Raw genomic sequence first — 24296 nt, 5'->3', positions numbered from 1 at the left:
CTATCTTTGCAGTAACACCCGTTGGGCTGTCGGTGTGGAGCACTCTTTCCTTTTCAACAGGAGTTTCGTGATGACACACGCCCCACATCTGATGGCGCTCGACGCCGGCACCGGTAGCATTCGCGCCGTGATTTTCAATCTTCAGGGTGAGCAAGTCGCGGTGGCGCAGGCTGAATGGCGGCACCTCGCCCTGCCCGATGTGCCTGGCTCAATGGAGTTTGATCTTGAGCACAACTGGCAACTTGCCTGTCAGTGCATTCGACAGGTGCTGCAGCAGTCACAATTGCCTGCCAGGGCGATACGAAGCGTGGCCTGCTGTTCAATGCGCGAAGGTATTGTGCTTTACAACAAAGCGGGCGAAGCGATTTGGGCGTGCGCCAACGTGGATGCCCGTGCCAGCCGCGAGGTGAGTGAACTTAAGGAAATTCACCACGGCCAGTTTGAGCGAGAAATCTATCAGTGTTCAGGACAAACGCTGGCACTCGGCACGATGCCGCGTCTGCTGTGGCTGGCGCATCATCGACCTGATGTTTATCGTCAGGCCGCCACCTTAACCATGATCAGCGATTGGCTGGCAAAATGTCTCAGCGGTGAACTCGCCGTGGACCCATCGAACGCCGGCACGACTGGCCTGCTGGATTTACACACGCGGCAATGGCGCCCTGACCTGCTAGAGATGGCGGGATTGCGCGGGGATATCTTGTCCCCGGTAGCCGAAACCGGCAGCAAGCTAGGAGAGATTACGGCCGAAGCCGCTCGCCAGTGTGGTCTTGAGCAAGGCACGGTGGTCGGCATGGGCGGCGGCGATGTGCAGCTTGGCACTCTGGGGTTAGGCATCGTGAATGCGGGGGAAACGGCTGTACTGGGGGGCACTTTCTGGCAACAAGTAGTGAACTTGCCGCAACCGCAGGTTGATCCTCAAATGAACATTCGCGTGAATCCGCATGTGATCCCCGGTATGGCACAGGCGGAAGCGATCAGTTTCTTTACCGGCCTAACGATGCGCTGGTTCCGTGATGCCTTTTGCGGCGAAGAGAAACTGCTGGCGGAGCGCCTTGGTGTGGATTGCTACAGCCTGCTGGAAGAGATGGCGGCACGCGTCCCCGCCGGTTCGTGGGGCGTGATGCCGGTGTTCTCAGATGCGATGCACTTCAACAAGTGGTATCACGCTGCACCTTCCTTTATTAATCTTTCCATCGATCCCGAACGCTGCAATAAACAGACGCTCTTCCGTGCGCTGGAAGAGAATGCTGCGATTGTTTCGGCCTGCAATCTGGATCAGGTGGCCGCCTTTTCCGGTGTCCAAACCTCACAGATCGTGTTTGCCGGTGGCGGTGCGAAGGGCAAATTGTGGAGCCAGATTTTGAGCGATGTCACGGGGTTGACGGTCAAAGTGCCGCAGGTGAAAGAAGCCACCGCCCTGGGCTGCGCTATCGCTGCAGGTGTTGCCGCTGGGGTTTACCGCAGTTTGCAGGAAACGGGACAGCAGTTAGTCCGCTGGGAGCGCGAATTTCACCCCAACGCAGAACACCACCAACTCTATCAACAGCAAAAAGCCAACTGGCAGAAAGTCTATGCCGACCAACTCACCCTGGTGGACAGTGGGTTAACCACCTCGATGTGGAAAGCACCAGGTTTGTAACTCACTGCTATCCAGATCAATTTCCTTTTAGACGCGTACCACGCTTTTTTATAGGCTGCATTGGTCACAAAAAATTCATAAGCAATTTTAGATAAGTTCGCTACTGGCGGCCTTGTCAGGGCTTTTTTGACTTCAGAAATTTCCGTGATGAGAAGCTTTGAGCAATAAACACGCGCTCGATCAAAAAGTGAAAAAAAAGTCGTTGGCAGTTGACACCATTGGCAGGCCTTACGGAATGGGGATCCAGGAATTTCGCCACCCCCCTGGACGGATTTTTTCGCGAAAATCAACTCTTGTGATGATCAGAATGCTGACTAGAATACTCACCATATTGTTGTTCAAACTTCCCGCACCCCCTATATATAGTGTTTATCCACAGGCTTACTCACAACGAGCGGCTTGTGAATAGACCTTGTGAATAGATGGGGGATAACTCACTCTTTCATGGACAGGTAAACACGCGACATGAACCAAAGTCTGCTCGTTACTAAACGCGATGGCCGCCAGGAGCGCATTGATCTCGACAAGATTCACCGAGTACTGGATTGGGCCGCTGAAGGGCTGAATAACGTCTCCGTGTCTCAGGTTGAGTTGCGCTCCCACATTCAGTTCTACGATGGAATTCGTACTTCTGATATCCACGAGACCATCATCAAGGCCGCTGCAGACCTGATCTCCCGTGATGCGCCGGATTACCAGTACCTGGCTGCTCGCCTCGCCATCTTCCACCTGCGTAAAAAAGCTTACGGCCAGTTTGAGCCGCCGAAGCTGTACGATCAGGTAGTGAAAATGGTTGAGATGGGCAAGTATGACCGTCACCTGCTGGAAGACTACAGCGTAGAAGAGTTCGAACAGATGGACGAGTTCCTCGACCACTGGCGCGACATGAACTTCTCTTACGCTGCGGTGAAGCAGCTGGAAGGCAAATACCTGGCGCAGAACCGTGTGAGCGGTGAAATCTACGAGAGCGCCCAGTTCCTGTACATCCTGGTCGCCGCGTGCCTGTTCTCTGGTTATCCGCGTGAGACGCGTATGGATTACGTGCGTCGCTTCTATGATGCCGTGTCTACCTTCAAGATCTCACTGCCGACACCAATCATGTCGGGCGTGCGTACCCCAACCCGTCAGTTCAGCTCTTGCGTACTGATCGAGTGTGGTGACAGCCTTGATTCCATCAATGCCACCTCTAGCGCCATCGTGAAATACGTGTCGCAGCGTGCCGGTATCGGTATCAACGCCGGTCGCATTCGTGCGCTGGGCAGTCCGATCCGTGGCGGTGAAGCCTTCCATACCGGCTGTATCCCGTTCTATAAGCATTTCCAGACGGCAGTGAAGTCGTGCTCACAAGGCGGCGTGCGTGGCGGTGCAGCCACCCTGTTCTACCCGATGTGGCATCTGGAAGTGGAAAGCCTGCTGGTGCTGAAAAACAACCGTGGCGTTGAAGGCAACCGCGTACGTCACATGGACTACGGCGTACAGATCAACAAGCTGATGTATACCCGTCTGTTGAAAGGTGAAGAGATCACCCTGTTCAGCCCGTCTGACGTGCCAGGCCTGTACGATGCGTTCTTCGCCGATCAGGACGAATTCGAGCGTCTGTACACCAAATACGAGAAAGATGACAGCATCCGCAAACAGCGCGTAAAAGCGGTTGAGCTGTTCTCACTGATGATGCAGGAACGTGCTTCTACTGGCCGTATCTACATCCAGAACGTCGATCACTGCAACACCCACAGCCCGTTTGATCCGGCTATCGCGCCCGTCCGCCAGTCTAACCTGTGCCTGGAAATCGCGCTGCCAACCAAACCGCTGAACGATGTGAATGACGAAAGCGGCGAAATCGCGTTGTGTACGCTGTCTGCCTTTAACCTCGGTGCGATTGACAGCCTTGACGATCTGGAAGAGCTGGCGACCCTCGCGGTACGTGCACTGGATGCGCTGCTGGATTATCAGGATTACCCAATTCCTGCGGCAAAACGCGGCGCAATGGGCCGTCGTACTCTGGGTATTGGCGTAATTAACTACGCTTACTATCTGGCGAAAAACGGCGTGCGTTACTCTGATGGCAGCGCCAACAACCTGACGCATAAAACTTTTGAAGCCATTCAGTATTACCTGCTGAAAGCCTCGAACGAGCTGGCGAAAGAGCAAGGCGCCTGTACGTGGTTCAAAGAGACCACTTACTCACAGGGCATTCTGCCGATCGATACCTATAAAAAGGATCTCGACGCCGTTTGTAGTGAGCCGCTGCACCTTGATTGGGAAGGTCTGCGTGAGTCGATCGTTACGCACGGCCTGCGCAACTCCACGCTCTCTGCCCTGATGCCGTCTGAAACCTCTTCGCAGATTTCAAACGCCACCAACGGTATTGAGCCACCGCGCGGTCACATCAGCATCAAAGCATCCAAAGACGGTATTCTGCGTCAGGTGGTGCCAGAGTATGAGCGTCTGAAAGATCAGTACGAACTGCTGTGGGAAATGCCATCTAACGACGGTTACTTGCAGTTGGTTGGTGTGATGCAGAAATTTATCGATCAGGCGATTTCGTCGAACACCAACTATGATCCAAGCCGTTTCGCCAATGGCAAAGTGCCAATGAAACAGCTGCTGAAAGATCTGCTGACCGCTTATAAGTTTGGCGTGAAAACCCTGTACTACCAAAACACCCGTGATGGTGCGGAAGATGCGCAGGACGACCTGGCTCCTTCCATTCAGGATGACGGCTGCGAAAGCGGCGCTTGTAAGATTTAATTAGTCAGACGCCCTATCTTGTCAGGGCCGGCAATGGTCGGCCCTCATCACTTTTGGACTTAGCCATGGCTTACACCACATTTTCGCAGAACAAAAACGACCAGCTGTTAGAACCGATGTTCTTCGGCCAGTCAGTGAACGTTGCCCGTTTTGACCAGCAGAAATATGACATCTTTGAAAAGCTGATCGAAAAGCAGCTCTCCTTCTTCTGGCGTCCAGAAGAAGTGGACGTCTCGCGCGATCGTATCGATTATCAGGCACTGCCAGATCACGAAAAACACATCTTTATCAGCAACCTGAAATACCAGACGCTGCTGGATTCAATCCAGGGTCGCAGCCCCAACGTGGCCCTGCTGCCGCTGATTTCGATTCCAGAACTCGAAACCTGGATTGAAACCTGGGCGTTCTCTGAGACCATCCACTCGCGCTCTTACACCCATATCATCCGTAACATCGTCAACGATCCTTCACTGGTGTTTGACGACATCGTCACTAACGAGCAGATTCTGGCGCGTGCGCAGGACATCTCGAAGTATTACGACGATCTGATCGAGATGACCAGCTACTGGCATCTGCTGGGAGAAGGCACGCACGAAGTGGCGGGTAAAACCGTGACCGTGAATCTGCGTGCGCTGAAAAAGCAGCTGTATATCTGCCTGATGAGCGTTAACGCACTGGAAGCGATTCGCTTCTACGTGAGCTTCGCCTGTTCATTCGCCTTCGCCGAGCGCGAGCTGATGGAAGGTAACGCCAAAATCATCAAACTGATTGCACGCGATGAGGCTCTGCACCTGACCGGCACTCAGCACATGCTGAACCTGCTGCGCACCGGTGAGGACGATCCTGAGATGAAAGAGATCGCTGCTGAGTGTCGTGATGAGTGTTTCGACCTGTTCAAGAAAGCCGCCGAGCAAGAAAAAGAGTGGGCAGATTATCTGTTCAGCGGTGGCTCAATGATCGGTCTGAACAAAGACATTCTGTGCCAGTACATTGAGTACATCACCAACATCCGCATGCAGGCTGTAGGTCTCGATCTGCCGTTCCAGACGCGTTCTAACCCGATTCCATGGATTAACTCCTGGTTGGTATCGGATAACGTGCAAGTGGCACCGCAGGAAGTGGAAGTCAGTTCTTACCTGGTCGGCCAGATCGACGCCGAAGTGGGCGAAGACGACTTTAACGACTTCCAGCTGTAAGCATGAGCCGTTCTGTTGTTATTCTGCGCAGTTCCGGCTCCCGGCTGGAGTGCGCAGAAGATCATCCCAATCTGCTTGTTGCACTGGAAGCGCACAACGTTTGCGTAGAGTTTCAGTGTCGTGAAGGCTACTGCGGATCGTGCCGGATGCGTTTGCTGAAAGGCGAAGTGGCTTACGCGGAAACCCCGCTGGCGTTTATTCAACAGGGCGAGATTTTGCCCTGCTGCTGCCGCGCTAAAGGGGAGATTGAGATCGAGCTATAAGCACCGGGTCGTCATCAATGGCGACCCGGTGAAATTCATCGCAAAGGCTGCCCACACACTTACTGTTTCACGGCTTCCAGCACATCAATCCAGCCATGCCCGGTACTGACTTCACTGCCGTGCAGCCAGCGACGCAACATGTTCATCGCCATCATCGCCACGACTTTCTGCCGGGTTTCCACATTGTGACGCCCATGGGTGAACTTCACGCGCTGGCCCCAGCTGGCTTCCGGCGTATGCAGCGCAATCGCCACTTCGCCCTCTTCCAGATTACCCACCGACAGCGCCAACACCGTGCCGTGATGCGCGGCCAGATTGCGCGTACGCTCGACCTGAGCTTCCAGCGATTCATCATGAGGTGGCAGAATCTCTGCTGCGCTGAGCGGCACGTCCGCTGACGCCAGTTGCCAGTTCAGTAGTCCGGCTGTGTATTGCTCGCTTAACGCCAGCCGGAAACCACGCTGTTGCAACTCATGCGCTAACAAAGCGGGTAAACCGACAGTGCCTTCGAAGATAGTGCATTCCGCCAACAGCAGCTTCACCTGCTGCCACGCCTGCTCCATCGCCACACGTTGGCTGGCCGGTCCGGTGAGTTTGATTTCAATGATTGGCATTGATGAGCGATAGCCCATTACCACACCTTCCGGCAACGGTAACGGCTCCAGTTCGGCGGCAATGTCACTCTCGCCGCGACCAAAGGTCGTCAGACGCAAACACAGCGGCGGCTCTGGCAAATCAAAACGCGCTTTCAAACGCGGAATGATCTCCTGCTCGACCATCACTTTAAATTCGGACGGCACGCCCGGCGTGAAGAATATCCAGCAGCGATTGAGCTGAAGTGCAAAGCCACACGCGGTACCCACCGGATTATCAATCAGCTCGGCATTCGCCGGAATTTCCGCCTGCTTGCGGTTGCTCGGCGCCATGATGCGTCCACGGCTGGCAAACCAGGCTTCCATTTTTTCCAGCCATTCCTGCTGGATCACCAATTCGGTGCCACACGCGGTGGCAGCGGCCAGCGCACTGAGATCGTCGCTGGTTGGGCCAAGGCCACCGTTCACAATCAGCACATCGGCAATCTGGCTGCGACTCTGCAGCGTCTCCACCAGCGAGGACATCGCATCGCCAACGGTACTGCGGCTGGTCATTGGCAAACCCTGCTGGAACAGCACATCCGCCAGCCATGCGGCATTCGTATCGACAATCTGCCCATGCAACACTTCATCGCCCGTTGAGAGCATTTCAACACGTATCACGTTACATTCTCCTTATCCCTGTCGCTTTACTGTAGAAAGCGCGCAGGCGAAACACAATCGCCGTTGATGCGAAACAAGGATTCGAGACAAATGAGAGGGATAAAGCGGTAAAAAAGAGGAATCGGGCGTAACATGCGTTACGCCCCGACAATTTAACGGCGGGCCAACAGTAAACCGACAAACAGGCCAGCGGCGGCGCCAATGCCGATCCCCTGCCACGGTTTTTCATGCACATAATCGTCGGCACGATAGGCCGCTTTTTTGGCACGGTAATAATAGCTGTCAGAAGCCTGGCTAACGCGATTCTTCACGTCTTCCAGTGCTTGTTCCGCTTTAAGTTTCAATTCGATGTACTTTTGATCGGCCGGATCGCCCGACGATTTCAGTACTTCTTCCAAAGTTTCTGTCAGTAGCGCCAGGTCGTCATCAAGGCGAGTTTCAAATTGATCTGAAGATGACACGTTATACTTCCTCCATACTCGTCACTTATCGTCGTTTAACTATAGTCATAAATTCGGTATTTGCTGCGCGCAAGGAATTAGGATTACGCTGGGTTTTGCTCGACTCAATGCAAAGTTGCGTAATCCGCGCTGTTGCAGCGTGAAATCTGCTTCGCTTATTTGATTAATCTGATAAATTTTTGTCAGACTGAATTTTTTAATTTCGCGACTGTCGTATCCCCTTGTAGCCAGACGTAATGCGTCTTACGACCGTCACAACACACCAGAGCAGCTAAGGATTAGATTTCCGGCATGAATCGTAGAAAATTTATGAAAGCGTCCATGGCCCTCTCTGCCGCAAGCGGCATGACCGGGCTCTCCTCGCTGTTTGCGCAGTCCGCCTGGGCCAATGATGGCATCGCCGACGGCACCGCAGTGCGCTTCGATTTCGACTCACTGAAAAAGAAAGCCTCCGCGCTGGCGAAACAGCCCTGGGGCGGCGCACCCGGCCCGCTTCCTGACACCCTGGCCAATCTGACACCGCAGGCCTACAACGAAATTCAGTACGATGCCAACCATTCGCTGTGGAACAACATTCCCGATCGCGAACTGGATGTGCAGTTCTTCCACGTGGGGATGGGCTTTAAACGCCGTATCCGCATGTTCTCAGTGGATGCCGATAGCCGTGAAGCGCGCGAAATCCACTTCCGTCCCGAACTGTTTAACTACCACAACGCTAACGTCGATACCCAACAACTGGTCGGCAAAACCGATTTGGGCTTCGCCGGTTTCCGCGCGTTTAAAAAGCCAGAACTGGCGCGTCGCGATATCGTCTCGTTCCTCGGCGCGAGCTACTTCCGTGCGGTTGATGAAACCTTCCAGTACGGCTTGTCAGCGCGCGGTGTGGCAGTAAACACCTTTAGCAACGGCCACGAAGAGTTCCCGGACTTTACCGCCTTCTGGTTTGAAACACCGAAAGCCGACGACACCACCTTTGTGGTTTATGCGCTGCTGGACGGCGCCAGCGTGACCGGTGCGTACAAGTTCACCATCCACTGCGAAGAGAAACGCGTGGTGATGGAGGTGGAAAACCACCTGTTTGCTCGTAACGACATTCGTCAGCTCGGCATCTCGCCGATGACCAGTATGTTTAGCTGCGGCACCAACGAGCGTCGCATATGTAATACCTATCATCCACAAATCCATGACTCCGATCGTCTGGCAATGTGGACCGGTAAAGGGGAATGGATTGCACGTCCGCTGAACAACCCGCAGCGCTTGCAGTTCAATGCTTATGAAGATGAAAACCCACGTGGTTTTGGTCTGCTGCAGCTCAATCACGACTTCAAAGATTATCAGGATGTCATTGGCTGGTACGACAAGCGCCCAAGCCTGTGGGTTGAGCCGATTGGCAAGTGGGGCAAAGGCGCCATCAACCTGATGGAGATCCCGACGACCGGTGAAACCCTGGATAACGTGGTGTGCTTCTGGCAGCCAACGGAACCGGTTAAAGCGGGCAGCGAATTTAACTTCCAGTACAAACTTTACTGGAGCCAACTGCCGCCCGTGCGCAGCGGGCTGGCGCGCGTGGATGCCACACGTACCGGCATCGGCGGTTTCCCGGAAGGTTGGGCGCCGGGCGAGCACTTCCCCGATCAGTGGTGCCGTCGCTTTGCGATTGATTTCGTCGGTGGCGACCTGAAAGCCGCTGCGCCGAAAGGCATTGAGCCGGTTATTACGGTCAATGCCGGCACCATCAAGCAGGTTGAGATTCTTTATGTGGAGCCGCTTAACGGCTACCGCATTCTGTTTGACTGGTATCCGAACAGCGACTCTACTAAGCCGGTGGATATGCGCCTGTTCCTGCGCACCAAAGATGAGACCTTAAGTGAAACCTGGTTGTATCAGTATTTCCCACCGCCGCCGGATCAGCGTAAATACACTGATGATCGGCAGATGACGCCGGGCTGATATCCCCCTAAAAAGTTCGAATTTCGGGAAGGCAGCAAACGAGAGAACCCGATGAGCTGACTCAAGTCAGTAATTCGGGTGAGCCAGAGCAGCCAACTCACTGGTAATTTGAAGTATGACGGGTATAAATGGCGAGGAGCATTCCTCGCCATTACGCTTTCTGCATACCGATGTGCGGAATGTTATCTTCCATGTAAACGTCCCCCACCGCTTTGAAGCCAAGCCGACCGTAAAAACCTTCCAGATGGGCCTGCGCCGATAAATAAATAGTGCGTTGCGGCCAATGGGTATCGCAGCTCTCCAGTGCTTTCTCCATCAGTCGATAGCCCAACTTCAGGCCACGCGCTTCTTCGGACACGATCACGCGACCAATCAGCACCGGGGCGCTGTCCAGTGAGGGCGTAAGCACGCGAGCGTAGGCCAATAATTTTCCGTCAAGGAAGCCCATAATGTGGCGATTCTCTGCTCGCAAATCCTGACCATCTACGTCTTGATAGGGGCAGTTTTGCTCCACAATGAATACGTGATTGCGCAGTGCCAGCACGGTATACAACTGCTGTGCACTCAGTTCACTGTGGTGGCAATCAAGCCATTGCATTTCCATGATGCTTCCTTGTCTGAGCGAAAAAAGTGATCCCCTGAGAGTATCACAGCGCGCGGGTATTAAGCAGCCGTACAGGGTTGCCGCATTGCCTTGTCGTGATCGCATTCTCAGATTACAGGCAAAAAAAATCAGGCCCTTGGGCCTGATTCCTGAGGTCAAAGCGCATTTACATCAGCGGCTGTGCCATCTGTACCAGCGAGATCAGTGGCTGCGGATAGACACCCAACAGCAGTACCAGAATCGCCGAGATCAGCACTACCACACCACCGGCGGTGAAGGCCCAGTTGGCTGGCGTATCACGGTCACGGGTGTGCATCTCAGGCGGGCTGAGGTACAGGCTCACGGTAACGCGCAGGTAGTAGTAAAGACCAATCGCACTACCAGCAACAACCGCCGCAGTCAGCCACCACAGGTGCGCATTCACACCGGAAGCGATCACATAGAACTTACCAATGAAGCCCAAGGTCATCGGGATACCGGCCAGAGACAGCATCATCACGGTCATTACCGCTGACAGAATCGGACGGTGCCAGAACAGACCACGGTAAGAGTAGAGCGTATCAGCATCCGGGCCACGGTACGGGCTGGACATCAGGCTGACCACACCGAATGCGCCGAGGCTGCTGAACAGGTAACCCGCCAGGTACACACCCGCCGTTTCCAGCGACAGCTGATGGGTTTTCACCGCAATCAACGACACCAGCAAATAGCCAAGGTGTGCGATTGAGGAGTAACCGAGCAGGCGTTTGATGTTGCTCTGCGAAATCGCCATCAGGTTACCGAACAGAATCGATACGAAGGCAATCACGCCCAACACGGTGCGTACGGCTTCACTGTCAGTGACTGGCGCGTACAGGAACAAACGCATCACCACGCCAAAGATAGCGATTTTGCTGGCGGTAGCCAGGAAGGTTGAAACCGGCGCTGGCGCACCCTGATAAACGTCTGGCGTCCACAGGTGGAACGGAACCAGTGACAGTTTAAAGCCGAGGCCGATAATCATCATGCCCAAACCGACCAGCAGCAGCGGTTGCTGGATCATACTGTCATTCAGGCTCTTACCTAACTGTACGAAGCTCAGGCTGCCCGAATCGGCATAAATCAGCGCGATACCAAAAATCAGGAACGAGGACGCTGCAGCGGACAGGATCATGTATTTCAGCGCCGCTTCCAGCGAACGTTTCTGACGGAAGGCGTAACCGATAAGACCAAACAGCGGCAGTGACAGCAGTTCAATCCCGATGAACAGTGCCGCCAGATGGTTGGCGCTCGCCAGTACGATGCCACCCAGAGCCGCAATCAGCACGAGCAGATAGAACTCATCTTTGTTGTCCGGGAAACCGGCCAGCCAAGGATAAGCAAAGGTGCAGGTCGCGAGGCTGGCAAGTAGCACTAGCGCGGTATAGAACATCGAGTAGCCGTCAACGCGCAGCAGCGGCGTGACATCCATGGCACCGACATGACCGACAAACCACAGTGAAAACAGCGCCACGTTCAGGCCAATGACCGTCAGCGTGGCATTAACAAAGTGGTTGCGTCGCCACGCAATGGACAGCATCACCACCACCACCGTCAATCCGACGATCAACAGCGGTAGCAACGCGATCAGATGTTGAGGAGTTATTGTCATGGCGAATTACGGCCTTGTAGTTGAAATTGAAGCGGTAAACCACTGCTGAATATTACTCATCGCAGCATGGGACGTGTCGAGGATCGGCTGAGGATAAATACCCAGCAGAACCAGCAGCACCACCAGCACGCCGATGGTCATGAATTCACGCGGTGACATGCCCGGCAGCGGATCTTTTGATTTCGCTTCACCGTAGTAAGCACGCTGCATCATGATCAGCGAGTACACCGAGGCAAACACCAGGCCAAAGGTGGCAATCACGATGATTACCGGAACGACCTGGAAGCTGCCGGTCAGAATCATGAATTCACCGACAAAGTTACCGGTGCCCGGCATACCCAAGTTGGCGACGGCGAAGAACAGTGACAGGCCTGGAATCCATTTGATACGACCCCACAAACCGCCCATCTGGCGCAGGTCACGCGTGTGCAGGCGCTCATACAGCTGACCACACAAGATGAACAGTGCTGCGGCGGACAGGCCGTGCGCAATCATCTGAATCACCGCGCCCTGGAACGCCAACTGGCTGCCGGTGTAGATGGCAATCAGCACGAAGCCCATGTGCGAAACAGAGGTATAAGCAATCAGACGTTTAATATCGGTTTGCGAGAACGCCATCCAGGCACCGTAGAAGATACCGATGATGCCGAGCCACATGGCGATAGGCGCAAACTCTGCTGACGCGTTCGGGAACAGCGGCAAGCTAAAGCGCAGTAAGCCGTAGGCTGCGGTTTTCAGCAAGATACCTGCGAGGTCAACCGAACCGGCGGTCGGCGCCTGACTGTGCGCATCCGGCAACCAGCCGTGCAGAGGCACCACCGGCATTTTCACGGCGAAGGCGATAAAGAAGCCGAGCATCAGCAGATATTCAACGGTATGCGACATTGGCGTTTTCAGCAGCTCTTCGTAGCTGAAGGTCCAGACGCCCGTGGCGTTGTAGTGCACAAACACCAGCGCCAGAATCGCAATCAACATCACCAGACCCGAGGCCTGGGTATAGATGAAGAATTTGGTCGCCGCCGAGATACGGGTTTTACCGTCAGAGGCTTTATGACCCCAGAGCGCGATGAGGAAGTACATCGGCACCAGCATCATTTCCCAGAAGAAGAAGAACAGGAACATATCGATGGAAAGGAACACGCCAATCACACCACCGAGGATCCACATCAGGTTGAGGTGGAAAAAGCCCTGATACTTCTCGATTTCATTCCAGGAACAAAGCACCGCCATCAAACCGAGCAGGCCAGTCAGCACCACCATCAGCAGTGACAAACCGTCAATAGCCAGATGGAAGTTAATACCGAAGCGTGGAATCCATGGCACCGAGAAAGTCGACTGCCACTGCGGCATTCCAGCAGCCTGGGTGAGTGAATAGCCTCCCTGCAGCCACAACTGCAGACCGAGTGCCAGCGTCAGCCCCATGGTGATCATGGCGATCCAGCGCGGCACTTTTGCGCCGAGGCGCTCTGCTAACCAGCAAAGCAGACCCCCAACAAAAGGTATGATTATTAGCCAAGGTAATAGCACGGCATACTTCCCTTTTTTTAACCTGATTTCGAGCTATCTTGCTTGCCACTTCCATCACCGTCAGCGCTCGCCACCCTCACGTACAAAATACGCTTTGGTTGCTGCACACTAACGGCAACGAAACGGGCTATATCAATAACGCTTCGTCATTCAGGCAATTTTTCACATTCGCTTCTGGGGAGAAAGAACCCTTGATCCTCTCGCCCCCGCTCATCAATCTTTAAATCACCAGCATCAGCGCCAGTACCACCACGGCACCGACACTCATGGAAGCCACATACCAGCGCACGTAACCGTTCTCGCTCACCACCAGGCCTTTATTACCGATGCGCGACAACAGCGCAGGCAGGTTCATCAGTGAGTTCAGCGGATCGCGCTTCAGCAGCCAGGCAATGCCGAGATAAGGTTTCACAAACACCTTGTCATACAGCCAGTCGAAGCCCCATGCCGCAAACCACCAGGTGCCGAAGAAACGGCCCGGCGCGCTGTTGGCGACGCTGGTGACCAGCTGGCGTTTGCCGAGCCACAGTGCAGCTGCAATCAGGATGCCGACAATCGCGACCACGCCAGAGGTGATTTCCAGCGCCACTTTTCCGCCCTCACCGAATTCATTCTGCGGCAGCACGCCCGCCAGCGGTGGCGTAATCATGGCGCCAACGAAGGTGGAGAGCACTAACAGAATAATCAGTGGCAGATGGTGAGTAATGCCTTTGCCCGCATGTGCATGAATTTTCTCTTCGCCGTGGAACACGATGAAGATCATGCGGAAGGTGTAGATTGAGGTCAGGAATGCACCGACCAGACCCGCCACCATCAGATTGATGTGACCATTCGCCAGCGCACCAAACAGGATTTCATCTTTACTGTAGAAACCTGCGGTAATCAGCGGCAGTGCCGCCAGCGCTGCGCCGCCGACCAGGAAGCAGGTGTACACCAATGGGATGCTCTTACGCAGGCCGCCCATTTTGAAGATGTTCTGCTCGTGGTGGCAGGCCAAAATGACCGAACCAGAAGAAAGGAACAGCAGTGCTTTAAAGAAAGCGTGCGTCATCAAGTGGAAAATGGCCGCGTCCCATGCCTGTACGCCCAGCGCCAGGAACATGTAGCCGATTTGACTCATGGTTGAGTAAGCCAGCACGCGCTTGATGTCGGTTTGCACCAGCGCGGCAAAGCCTGCCAGCACTAAGGTGATCGCACCCACAATCCCCACCAGATGCAGCACTTCCGGCGTCAGCAGGAACAGGCCATGGGTACGCGCAATCAGGTAAACACCCGCGGTCACCATGGTGGCGGCGTGGATCAGCGCTGATACTGGCGTAGGACCCGCCATCGCATCGGCCAGCCACGTTTGCAGTGGCAACTGTGCAGATTTACCGACCGCCCCCCCCAACAGCATCAGGGTTGCCCACTGCAGCATGTGGTTGTCAGCGGCGAAGTGCGCAGGCGCCAGCTCCACCAGCTCGCGGAAGTTCAGCGTACCCAGCTCGTTGTAGAGAATGAACAGCGCGAAAGCCAGGAACACGTCACCGACACGGGTGATGATAAAGGCTTTCATCGCCGCTTTGCCGTTCTCTGGGTTGCTGTAGTAGAAGCCAATCAGCAGATAAGAACACAGGCCCACGCCTTCCCAACCGAGATACATCAGCATCAGGTTGTCGGCCAGCACCAACACCACCATGCTCGCGATGAACAGGTTGGTGTAAGCGAAGAAGCGTGAATAGCCCTCTTCACCGCGCATGTACCATGAAGCGAACATGTGGATGAAGAAACCGACACCCGTGACCACCGACAGCATGGTCAGTGACAAGCCGTCCAGTACCAGGTTCACTTTGATATCAAAGTGGCCGACCTGAATCCAGGTCCACAGCGCCTGAGTAAAAGGCTGTTGACCGTTGCTGAAGAAATCCATACCAACGAAAACGGTGGTCAATGCCGCCAGACCGACCGATCCCATTCCCACCGCTGCCGACAGATTCTCCGACCAGCGACCACGGGAAAACGCCAATAGCAGGAAGCCAATCAGCGGAAATAATACGGTTAAATAGAGAAGATTCATCCGCGCATCTCGCTCACTGTGTCAATGTTCAGCGTCTGACGACGACGATAGAGCTGGAGCAGCAGAGCCAGGCCAATGCTGGCTTCCGCCGCCGCGAGGCTGATCGCCAGAATGTACATCACCTGGCCGTCAGCTTGTCCCCAGTAGCTACCTGCTACCACCAGCGCCAGTGCCGCGGCGTTGATCATAATCTCCAGACCAATCAGCATGAACAGCAAATTGCGGCGCAGTACCAGCGAGGTCAGGCCGAGAACAAACAGCACAGCAGCCAACATCAGGCCGTGTTGTAACGGGATCATGCGTGATCCTCCTTATTCGCATGTGCATCAGCATGGCGATTGCTCAGCACTTCGCCCTGACGCTCTTCACGTCCGATATGGAAGGCCACCACCAGACCGGCCAGCAGCAGCATTGACGCCAGCTCAACCGCCAGTACGTAAGGACCAAACAGACTGATACCGACCGCTTTCGCATCGATGACGGTGCCATCAATACCCTGATCGTGCGCGGTGCTAATGGCGTAAATCATCACCACCAGCAGCAACAGGGAGACGATGCCCGGCCCAATCCACAGCGAAGGCTTCAGCCACTCGCGCTCTTGATCCTGCTGGGTTTTGCCCAGGTTCAGCATCATCACCACGAACACGAACAGCACCATAATGGCACCGGCGTAAACAATGATCTCCAGCGCACCGGCAAAGTAGGCGCCCATCGAGAAGAAGACACCCGCAATCGAAAGCAGCGACACAATCAGGTACAGCAGCGCATGTACCGGATTGGTGTGAGTGATAACGCGCAATGTCGTCAGCACCGCCACCAGTCCGCAAAGATAAAACGCAAATTCCATACCTGGCTCCTTAAGGTAACAAGCTTTTGACGTCGATTGGCTTGGCTTCGTTTTCCGCTTCGCCCTTCTCTTTCCCGTCGATCGCCATACCCGCCATGCGATAGAAGTTGTACTCCGGATATTTACCCGGACCGGAAATCAGCAGGTCCTGCTTCTCGTACACCAGATCCTGACGCTTGAACTCACCCAACTCGAAATCGGGGGTCAGCTGAATAGCCGTGGTCGGGCAGGCTTCTTCGCACAGACCGCAGAAGATGCAGCGCGAGAAGTTGATGCGGAAGAACTCCGGATACCAACGACCATCAACCGTTTCCGCTTTCTGCAGTGAGATACAGCCCACTGGACAGGCTACCGCACAAAGGTTACAGGCAACGCAACGCTCTTCGCCGTCGGGATCGCGCGTCAGCACGATACGACCACGGTAGCGCGGCGGCAGATAGACCGGCTCTTCTGGATACATCTGGGTTTCGCGCTTGGCGAAGGCGTGCATGCCTATCATCCAGATACTGCGCAGTGTCGTGCCGAAGCCAACGACAATATCTTTTAAAGTCATCTCAAAACCCCTTACTGCGCGCTGTACAGAATCACTGCGGCGGTCGCCAGCAGGTTCAATAACGTCAACGGCAGACACACTTTCCAGCCGAACGACAGCACCTGGTCATAACGTGGACGCGGCAGCGCAGCACGAATCAGGATAAACATCACCATGAAGAACGCCGTTTTCAGCGCGAACCAGATGAATGGCGGCAGGAATGGACCGTGCCAGCCACCGAAGAACAGCGTCACAATCAGCGCTGAAACGGTGGTGATCGCCACGTATTCACCGACGAAGAACAGACCGAACTTCATACCGGCGTATTCGATGTGGTAGCCATCGGCCAGTTCCTGTTCCGCTTCTGGTTGGTCAAACGGATGACGGTGACACACCGCGACGCCCGCGATACAGAAGGTTACGAAGCCGAAGAACTGCGGAATGATGTTCCACAAGTGCGCCTGGCTCTCGACGATGGCGTTCATGTTGAATGAACCGGCTTGCGCCACCACACCCATCAGCGACAGGCCAAGGAACACTTCGTAGCTCAGCGTCTGCGCCGACGCACGCATCGCACCCAGCAGCGAGTATTTGTTGTTACTCGACCAACCGGCGAACAGCACGGCATAGACCGCCAGGCCCGCCATCATCAGGAAGAACAGCAGACCGATATTCAGGTCGGTGACCATCCAGGTCGGCGAAACCGGCACGATAGCAAACGCCAGCAGCAGCGATACAAAGGCAATGACCGGTGCCAGAGTAAAGATGAAGCGATCGGTAAACGGCGGAACCCAGTCCTCTTTAAAGAACATTTTGATCATGTCAGCCGCGAGCTGCAGCGAGCCGCCCCAGCCAACACGGTTCGGTCCATAACGGTTCTGCCATAAGCCGAGCAGACGACGCTCGGCGAAACTCATAAAGGCACCACAACCCACCACCACCAGCAGGATCACAATGGTTTTCAGGATCTGGATGAGGATGTCGATAGCGTCCGGTGTCAGCCAGCTCATTGTGCAGCCTCCTGCAGTTTGTCAACTTGCGCACCTGAGAGGAACGGCGGCACACCTGGCATACCCAGCGGCAGACCCACCTGCCCTGCTTGCAGGGAAGTGGAGAAGCGTACTGGCAGACGCAGCGTTTCACCGGCACAAACCAGTTCAACCGCAGAGCCGTTGTTGACGCCCAGTTTCTCTGCATCAGCCGGGTTAATCACCAGCGTGGCTGGCGACATACGCTTCTGGAAGGTCGGTGAACGCTGAGTCATTTCTTCACTACCAAACAGCTGATAGTAAGGTGCAACGCGATATTGGCTGCCTTCCACAAAGCTTTCTGGCACGGCGGTGAACCACGGCAGTGATCCTTCGCTCGTTTCAAACAGACGCATACCCGGATCGCCATGACGCAGTTTCCCACCGACTTCAGCCTGGAACTTGTTCCATGCTTGCGGGGAGTTCCAGCCTGGAGCCCAGGCGAATGGAATCTGCGAACGTGGTGCGCTTGGTTGGTTGTTACCCTCCATTGAGAAGGCAAACATGGTGTCTTTGTCTTGCGGCTGACGCGGTTCGTGCACGCTAATATTGGCACGCATCGCGGTACGGCCACTGTTACGGTGCGGTGAACGCGCCAGTTTCTGACCGCGAATACGGAAGCTTGCGTCCGGCGCCGCGTCTTTAATACCTTTCAGCTGCGGCAATGCTGCAACGGTGGCATCGATCACGTGATCAAGCAGCGTCCAGTCAATCTGACGGCTTTCAACAGTGCTGTGCAGCGAGTGCAGCCAGCGCCAGCTCTCCAGCATCACAATGTTGTTGTCGTAGTAAGACGGATCGTAAACCTGGAAGAAACGCTGTGCGCGGCCTTCCTGGTTGATCGAGGTGCCATCGCTCTCTGCGAAGCTCGCAGTAGAGAGCACCAGACCGGCTTTTTCCAGCGTCGCCGTGCGCTGATGATCAACCACAATCACGTGTGCGGTGTTATGCAGCGCCGCATCCACGGTGGCTTTCGGTGCGTGACGGTAGAGATCGTTCTCTAACACCACCAGCGCATCCGCTTCACCTTTATCCAGCTGTTCCAGTGCGCTATCCAGCGATTGACCGCCCATCAGGCCGAGGCCAAAACTGTTGGCCGCACCCGCAAGGAAAGTAATGCCGACATCCGCACCACGACCTTTCAACGCTTTCGCTACGTTGGCGGCCGCTTCAATCATGGCGATGCTGCCAGAGTGGGTACCAGAAATGATCAGTGGCTTTTTGGCACCGGCTAACGCCTGTACCACCACATCCAGCTTGCCGTTCAGCTTGCTGTCAAAGCCACTGACGGCTGGAGCTGTTTCATCGAGCGCATTGGCAATGGCGAAACCGAGACGAGCCTGATCTTCCACCGGTGCGCGATAGCTCCACGCCGCGATATCATCAAGGCGGGTTTCATCAACGTTGGTGACAAACAGCGGATGTTTGGCGTGCTGACCGATGTTCAGGATCGCCGCGATCTGCCAGTCAGCCACTTTCTGGGCTGCTGCCATTTCACGCGCTTTGCCTTTCACCGCCTGACGCACAGACAGTGCGACACGCGCACCAACCTGCGTCAGATCTTCACCCAGCACCAGCACCGCATCGTAGCTTTCGATTTCACGCAGTGATGGCGTATAGATACCGCCTTCCTGCAGTACTTTCAGCATCAACTCCACGCGTGCTTGCTCGGCGGCAGGCATACCGGTGGAGAAGTTTTCCGCGCCGACGAGTTCACGCAGCGCAAAGTTGCTTTCAATGCTGGCACGCGGTGACCCAATGCCGATCACACGCTTCGCCTGACGCAGTACGTCAGCCGCCGCATTCACCGCTTGTTCAGCGTTGAGGCTGACCCAATCGTTACCGCGTTTCTGTACTGGATGACGTGGACGATCTTTGCGGTTTACATAGCCGTACCCAAAGCGACCACGGTCACACAGGAAATAGTGGTTTACGGTGCCGTTGTAGCGGTTTTCAATACGACGCAATTCACCATAACGTTCGCCTGGGCTGGTGTTACAACCCACGCTGCACTGCTGGCAGATGCTCGGTGCGAACTGCATATCCCATTTACGGTTGTAGCGTTCGGAGTGCGTTTTATCGGTGAATACGCCGGTCGGGCAGATTTCGACCAGGTTACCGGAGAACTCGCTCTCCAGCGTGCCATCTTCCGGGCGACCGAAGTAAACGTTGTCATGGGCACCGTAAACGCCAAGATCTTTGCCGTCTGCGTAATCTTTGTAGTAACGCACGCAGCGATAGCAGGCAATACAGCGGTTCATTTCATGGGAGATGAACGGGCCGAGGTCCTGATTCTGGTGCGTACGTTTGGTGAAGCGGTAACGACGGAAGCTGTGGCCCGTCATGACCGTCATATCTTGCAGATGGCAGTTACCGCCCTCTTCGCACACTGGACAGTCGTGCGGGTGGTTGGTCATCAGCCATTCCACCACGCTTTCACGAAACTCTTTCGCTTCGCCATCGTCAATGGAGATAAAGGTGCCGTCCGACGCCGGTGTCATGCATGACATAACAAGACGACCACGGGTATCTTCGGCATTCTGGAATTGCTTCACCGCGCACTGGCGGCAGGCTCCCACGCTTCCCAGCGCCGGATGCCAGCAAAAATAAGGAATATCAAGGCCCAGAGAGAGACACGCCTGCAACAGGTTGTCGGCTCCGTTCACATCATATTCTTTACCGTCTACATGGATTGTAGCCATAGTGAACATGCTTCCGTAAGGCTCGCCCTAAGACGAGCGTTAAACATCTAATTCTGTCCCCCGCGCCGTGTCGGCGCAGGGTGAATTCCGTGTACGGCGGCTGATTACCAGCGCGCTTTCAGCAGGTTGGGCTGAATACCACCGATCGATCGGGTATTGCCAAACACCTGCGGCGCAATGCCGGCTTCAAACTCTTCACGGAAATATTTAATCGCGCTCTGCAATGGCTCAACGGCACCCGGTGCGTGGGCACAGAAGGTTTTACCTGGGCCGAGTTGGCGGCAAAGTTGCAGCAGGGTTTCGATGTCACCCGGCTGGCCTTTTTTCTGCTCCAACGCACGCAGGATCTTCACGCTCCATGGCAAGCCATCACGGCACGGCGTACACCAGCCACAGGATTCACGCGCAAAGAACTCTTCGAGGTTACGCACCAGCGACACCATACCAATCTCATGATCGACCGCCATCGCCAGCGCAGTACCTAAACGGCTACCGGCTTTACCGATGCTGGCAAATTCCATTGGCAGGTCGAGATGTTGATCGGTCAGGAAGTCAGTCCCTGCACCGCCTGGCTGCCAGGCTTTAAACTTCAGGCCATCACGCATGCCACCGGCATAATCTTCCAGAATTTCACGCGCGGTCGTGCCAAACGGCAGTTCCCACACGCCAGGGTTTTTCACGCGGCCAGAGAAGCCCATCATTTTGGTGCCGGTGTCTTCGCTGGTAGAGATGTTCTTGTACCAGTCAACGCCGTTGAGGAAGATGGCTGGGACGTTGGACAAGGTTTCCACGTTGTTGACGCAGGTTGGCTTGCCCCATACGCCCGCACTCGCTGGGAATGGTGGCTTAGAACGCGGGTTCGCGCGGCGACCTTCCAGTGAGTTGATCAGCGCGGTCTCTTCACCACAGATGTAACGTCCCGCGCCGGTGTGCACGATCAGTTCAAAATCGAAACCGGTGCCGAGAATGTTTTTACCGAGGTAGCCCGCTTCGGTGGCTTCGGCAATCGCACGGCGCAGATGCACGGCCGCTTCGATGTACTCGCCACGCAAGAAGATGTAGCCACGGTAGGCTTTCAAGGCGAACGCACTGATCAGCATACCTTCCACCAACTGGTGCGGCATTTGCTCCATCAGCAGGCGGTCTTTATAGGTGCCTGGCTCCATTTCATCGGCGTTACACAGCAGGTAACGGATGTTCATGGATTCGTCTTTCGGCATCAGGCTCCACTTCAGGCCGGTGTTAAAGCCTGCGCCACCGCGACCTTTCAGACCGGAGTCTTTCACTGCCGCAACGATTTCGTCCTGGCTCATGCCTTTCAGTGCTTTATCAGCGCCGACATAACCGTTTTTACTGCGATATTCATCGATCCACACCGGCTGCTTGTCGTCGCGCAGACGCCAGGTGAGTGGATGAGTTTCCGCAGTACGAATGATCTGTTTAATGGTCATTGATACTGCTCCAGCAGATTGGCGATGCCTTCCGGGGTCAGATGAACATGGGTATCTTCATCCACCATCATGGTTGGGCCTTTGTCACAGTTGCCCAGGCAGCAGGTTGGCAGCAAGGTAAAGCGGCCATCGGCTGTGGTCTGGCCCGGCTTGATATTCAGGTTCTGCTCAAGCGCAGCCTGAATGCCCTGGAAACCTGTGATGTGGCACACCACGCTGTCGCAGTAACGGATAACGTGACGGCCTACCGGCGTACGGTAAATCTGGCTATAGAAAGTGGCCACACCTTCTACGTCACTGGCTGGAATACCCAGCACGTCAGCAATGGCATTGATGGCACCGTCCGGTACCCAACCACGCTGTTTCTGCACGATCTTCAACGCTTCAATCGAAGCGGCGCGCGCATCTTCGTAATGGTGTTTTTCGTGCTCGATAGCGTGGTGCTCGGTCTCGCTCAGCACAAAGACCTCATCAGGGTCGATAGTGTGAATGGCAATTTTTTGATCGTGCATAATTAGCGGTCCACGTCTGACATAACAAAATCGATACTACCGAGGTATACGATCAAGTCGGATACCAGGCTGCCGCGGATCACCGATGGGATCTGCTGCAGATGCGGGAAGCTTGGCGTACGCACACGGGTGCGGTAGCTCATGGTGCTGCCATCGCTGGTCAGGTAGTAGCTGTTGATCCCTTTCGTCGCTTCAATCATCTGGAAGGATTCGTTGGCCGGCATGACCGGGCCCCACGAAACTTGCAGGAAGTGCGTGATCAGGGTTTCGATGTGTTGCAGCGTGCGCTCTTTCGGTGGCGGCGTGGTCAGCGGGTGATCCGCTTTGAACGGGCCTTCCGGCATGTTTTTCAGGCACTGTTCCAGAATGCGCAGTGACTGCCACATCTCTTCCATTTTCAGTTGAACGCGGGTGTAGGCATCACTAATGCCTGCGCCAACCGGGATCTCAAAATCGAAGTTTTCATAGCCTGAATACGGACGCCATTTACGTACGTCAAAGTCGAGGCCGGTGGCACGTAAGCCAGCACCGGTGGTGCCCCACGCCAGCGCTTCGTCCATGTTATACGCCGCAACGCCTTGCGAACGGCCCATCAACACGGTATTGCGCAGTGCGGCTTTGTCATACTCTTTCAGACGCTTCGGCATCCAGTCGAGGAACTCACGCAGCAGACGCTCCCACCCTTTCGGCAGATCGTGAGCCACACCGCCGATGCGGAACCAGGCTGGGTGCATACGGAAGCCGGTAATCGCTTCAACCACGTCATAAATTTTCTGACGGTCGGTAAAGGCGAAGAACACCGGTGTCATCGCACCAACGTCCTGGATAAAGGTGGAGATGTACAGCAAGTGGCTGTTGATGCGGAACAGCTCAGACAGCATCACGCGGATCACGTTGACGCGATCTGGCACGGTGATCCCGGCTAATTTTTCCACCGCCAGCACGTAAGGCATCTCGTTCACGCAGCCGCCGAGATATTCGATACGGTCAGTGTACGGAATGTAGCTGTGCCAGGATTGGCGCTCGCCCATCTTCTCAGCACCACGATGGTGGTAGCCGACATCAGGTACGCAGTCGACGATCTCTTCGCCATCCAACTGCAGGATGATACGGAAGGCACCGTGCGCGGACGGGTGGTTAGGACCCAGGTTGAGGAACATGAAGTCCTCATTGGTGGTGCTACGCTTCATGCCCCAGTCTTCAGGCTTGAAGGTCAGCGCCTCCATCTCCAGATCTTCTTTCTGTTTGGTCAGCTCGAACGGGTCGAACTCAGTGGCACGCGCCGGGTAATCTTTACGCAGCGGATGGCCTTCCCAGGTCTGCGGCATCATGATGCGCGTCAGGTGCGGGTGACCATTAAAGGTGATACCAAACATCTCCCAGGTTTCGCGCTCATACCAGTTGGCATTGGCGAAGAGTTTGGTGATGGTTGGCACATTTAGATCGTTTTCAGACAGCGCCACCTTGAGCATGATGTCGCGGTTGCGTTCAATCGAAAGCAGGTGATAGAAAACGGAAAAATCCGCGGCGGGTAAACCGGCGCGGTTGGTACGTAAACGCTCATCGAAGCCGTGCAAGTCATACAGCATGACGTACGGCTTTGGCAGCTTACGCAAAAATTCGACAATTTCCAGTAACTGTTCACGTTTCACCCAGACGACCGGGATACCGGTGCGGGTGGCCTGAACGGTAAAGGCATCCGGCCCAAAACGGTTACGCAGCTCGCCGACCACTGGATCATCCAGATGGTCACGGGTTTGCCATGCAGGCTGAGCGAGATCTTGCGTGGTTAAATCTGTCATACGTTACTCACCATTCCGGCCTGTCATCAGGCACTCAAAAGAAGGCGTCAGGATGGCGGCGCACATTAAATTGTGATGTTCTGCTG

19 protein-coding genes are annotated in these 24296 nt (G+C 55.1%); 5 read left to right on the top strand and 14 right to left on the bottom strand.

Annotated elements, in window-relative coordinates:
• The first annotated feature begins 70 nt into the window (after positions 1–70).
• The 4 genes from lsrK (at position 71) to yfaE (ending at position 5852) form a co-directional block, all read left to right on the top strand.
• Positions 71–1642, top strand: coding sequence for an autoinducer-2 kinase (lsrK, locus tag LH22_RS08830; protein WP_038645773.1), 1572 nt, complete (start codon positions 71–73; stop codon positions 1640–1642).
• Positions 1643–2107: 465 nt separating this feature from the next.
• On the top strand, positions 2108–4393 hold the full coding sequence (gene nrdA / locus LH22_RS08825) for a class 1a ribonucleoside-diphosphate reductase subunit alpha (RefSeq protein WP_038645771.1): 2286 nt from the start codon (positions 2108–2110) through the stop codon (positions 4391–4393).
• Positions 4394–4458: 65 nt separating this feature from the next.
• Complete coding sequence (gene nrdB / locus LH22_RS08820) at positions 4459–5589, top strand: class Ia ribonucleoside-diphosphate reductase subunit beta (protein ID WP_034825039.1); 1131 nt, start codon at positions 4459–4461, stop codon at positions 5587–5589.
• Between the two features lie 2 nt (positions 5590–5591).
• Positions 5592–5852 (top strand): class I ribonucleotide reductase maintenance protein YfaE, encoded by a 261-nt coding sequence (yfaE, locus tag LH22_RS08815; RefSeq protein ID WP_038645769.1) that lies wholly within the window; start codon positions 5592–5594, stop codon positions 5850–5852.
• A gap of 59 nt (positions 5853–5911) precedes the next feature.
• On the opposite strand, the gene LH22_RS08810 is transcribed toward yfaE, so the two are convergent.
• Both LH22_RS08810 and elaB read right to left on the bottom strand, forming a co-directional pair.
• On the bottom strand, positions 5912–7108 hold the full coding sequence (locus LH22_RS08810; RefSeq protein ID WP_038645767.1) for a nicotinamide mononucleotide deamidase-related protein YfaY: 1197 nt from the start codon (positions 7106–7108) through the stop codon (positions 5912–5914).
• A gap of 152 nt (positions 7109–7260) precedes the next feature.
• Positions 7261–7569: a stress response protein ElaB gene (gene elaB, locus LH22_RS08805; protein ID WP_034825045.1), complete on the bottom strand. Its 309-nt coding sequence runs from the start codon at positions 7567–7569 to the stop codon at positions 7261–7263.
• A gap of 291 nt (positions 7570–7860) precedes the next feature.
• Between elaB and LH22_RS08800 the strand changes: the two genes are divergently transcribed.
• Positions 7861–9519 carry a glucan biosynthesis protein D gene (locus tag LH22_RS08800; RefSeq protein ID WP_038645765.1) on the top strand — a complete coding sequence of 553 codons (1659 nt, stop codon included), beginning with the start codon at positions 7861–7863 and terminating at the stop codon, positions 9517–9519.
• 151 nt (positions 9520–9670) lie between these two features.
• Here the strand turns inward: LH22_RS08800 and LH22_RS08795 are convergent, their stop codons facing one another.
• From LH22_RS08795 to nuoC, 12 genes are all read right to left on the bottom strand, one after another.
• The gene (locus tag LH22_RS08795; protein ID WP_038645762.1) at positions 9671–10123 is read right to left on the bottom strand and encodes a GNAT family N-acetyltransferase; all 453 of its coding nucleotides are present in this window, start codon (positions 10121–10123) and stop codon (positions 9671–9673) included.
• Positions 10124–10289: 166 nt separating this feature from the next.
• The gene (gene nuoN, locus LH22_RS08790; RefSeq protein WP_034825051.1) at positions 10290–11753 is read right to left on the bottom strand and encodes an NADH-quinone oxidoreductase subunit NuoN; all 1464 of its coding nucleotides are present in this window, start codon (positions 11751–11753) and stop codon (positions 10290–10292) included.
• A 6-nt stretch (positions 11754–11759) separates the two neighbouring features.
• Positions 11760–13280, bottom strand: coding sequence for an NADH-quinone oxidoreductase subunit M (gene nuoM / locus LH22_RS08785; protein ID WP_038645759.1), 1521 nt, complete (start codon positions 13278–13280; stop codon positions 11760–11762).
• 220 nt (positions 13281–13500) lie between these two features.
• Complete coding sequence (nuoL, locus tag LH22_RS08780) at positions 13501–15336, bottom strand: NADH-quinone oxidoreductase subunit L (protein ID WP_038645757.1); 1836 nt, start codon at positions 15334–15336, stop codon at positions 13501–13503.
• Positions 15333–15635, bottom strand: coding sequence for an NADH-quinone oxidoreductase subunit NuoK (gene nuoK / locus LH22_RS08775; RefSeq protein ID WP_034825057.1), 303 nt, complete (start codon positions 15633–15635; stop codon positions 15333–15335). The genes nuoL and nuoK overlap by 4 nt, the downstream gene beginning before the upstream one ends.
• Complete coding sequence (gene nuoJ / locus LH22_RS08770) at positions 15632–16183, bottom strand: NADH-quinone oxidoreductase subunit J (RefSeq protein ID WP_034825059.1); 552 nt, start codon at positions 16181–16183, stop codon at positions 15632–15634. The genes nuoK and nuoJ overlap by 4 nt, the downstream gene beginning before the upstream one ends.
• Before the next feature lie 10 nt (positions 16184–16193).
• Positions 16194–16736: an NADH-quinone oxidoreductase subunit NuoI gene (nuoI, locus tag LH22_RS08765; protein ID WP_038645753.1), complete on the bottom strand. Its 543-nt coding sequence runs from the start codon at positions 16734–16736 to the stop codon at positions 16194–16196.
• Between the two features lie 11 nt (positions 16737–16747).
• Positions 16748–17725, bottom strand: coding sequence for an NADH-quinone oxidoreductase subunit NuoH (nuoH, locus tag LH22_RS08760; RefSeq protein WP_038645750.1), 978 nt, complete (start codon positions 17723–17725; stop codon positions 16748–16750).
• Complete coding sequence (nuoG, locus tag LH22_RS08755) at positions 17722–20445, bottom strand: NADH-quinone oxidoreductase subunit NuoG (protein WP_038645747.1); 2724 nt, start codon at positions 20443–20445, stop codon at positions 17722–17724. The genes nuoH and nuoG overlap by 4 nt, the downstream gene beginning before the upstream one ends.
• 104 nt (positions 20446–20549) lie before the next feature.
• On the bottom strand, positions 20550–21890 hold the full coding sequence (gene nuoF / locus LH22_RS08750) for an NADH-quinone oxidoreductase subunit NuoF (RefSeq protein ID WP_176505727.1): 1341 nt from the start codon (positions 21888–21890) through the stop codon (positions 20550–20552).
• A 2-nt stretch (positions 21891–21892) separates the two neighbouring features.
• Complete coding sequence (gene nuoE / locus LH22_RS08745) at positions 21893–22408, bottom strand: NADH-quinone oxidoreductase subunit NuoE (RefSeq protein WP_038645741.1); 516 nt, start codon at positions 22406–22408, stop codon at positions 21893–21895.
• Between the two features lie 2 nt (positions 22409–22410).
• Positions 22411–24210: an NADH-quinone oxidoreductase subunit C/D gene (gene nuoC / locus LH22_RS08740; protein WP_038645736.1), complete on the bottom strand. Its 1800-nt coding sequence runs from the start codon at positions 24208–24210 to the stop codon at positions 22411–22413.
• Positions 24211–24296: the final 86 nt, after the last annotated feature.

Origin of the sequence: Pantoea rwandensis (assembly GCF_000759475.1) — a bacterium.
Classification (GTDB): Bacteria; Pseudomonadota; Gammaproteobacteria; order Enterobacterales; family Enterobacteriaceae; genus Pantoea; species Pantoea rwandensis_B.
The sequence above is the reverse complement of the archived record's forward strand: the minus strand, read 5'-3'. Positions and strand labels throughout refer to the sequence as shown.

Coding starts and splice junctions, on each gene's coding strand:
- lsrK (WP_038645773.1), top strand. CDS start 71: ATGACACACGCCCCACATCTGATGGCGCTCGACGCCGGCACCGGTAGC.
- nrdA (WP_038645771.1), top strand. CDS start 2,108: ATGAACCAAAGTCTGCTCGTTACTAAACGCGATGGCCGCCAGGAGCGC.
- nrdB (WP_034825039.1), top strand. CDS start 4,459: ATGGCTTACACCACATTTTCGCAGAACAAAAACGACCAGCTGTTAGAA.
- yfaE (WP_038645769.1), top strand. CDS start 5,592: ATGAGCCGTTCTGTTGTTATTCTGCGCAGTTCCGGCTCCCGGCTGGAG.
- LH22_RS08800 (WP_038645765.1), top strand. CDS start 7,861: ATGAATCGTAGAAAATTTATGAAAGCGTCCATGGCCCTCTCTGCCGCA.
- LH22_RS08795 (WP_038645762.1), bottom strand. CDS start 10,123: ATGGAAATGCAATGGCTTGATTGCCACCACAGTGAACTGAGTGCACAG.
- nuoN (WP_034825051.1), bottom strand. CDS start 11,753: ATGACAATAACTCCTCAACATCTGATCGCGTTGCTACCGCTGTTGATC.
- nuoL (WP_038645757.1), bottom strand. CDS start 15,336: ATGAATCTTCTCTATTTAACCGTATTATTTCCGCTGATTGGCTTCCTG.
- nuoK (WP_034825057.1), bottom strand. CDS start 15,635: ATGATCCCGTTACAACACGGCCTGATGTTGGCTGCTGTGCTGTTTGTT.
- nuoJ (WP_034825059.1), bottom strand. CDS start 16,183: ATGGAATTTGCGTTTTATCTTTGCGGACTGGTGGCGGTGCTGACGACA.
- nuoI (WP_038645753.1), bottom strand. CDS start 16,736: ATGACTTTAAAAGATATTGTCGTTGGCTTCGGCACGACACTGCGCAGT.
- nuoH (WP_038645750.1), bottom strand. CDS start 17,725: ATGAGCTGGCTGACACCGGACGCTATCGACATCCTCATCCAGATCCTG.
- nuoG (WP_038645747.1), bottom strand. CDS start 20,445: ATGGCTACAATCCATGTAGACGGTAAAGAATATGATGTGAACGGAGCC.
- nuoE (WP_038645741.1), bottom strand. CDS start 22,408: ATGCACGATCAAAAAATTGCCATTCACACTATCGACCCTGATGAGGTC.
- nuoC (WP_038645736.1), bottom strand. CDS start 24,210: ATGACAGATTTAACCACGCAAGATCTCGCTCAGCCTGCATGGCAAACC.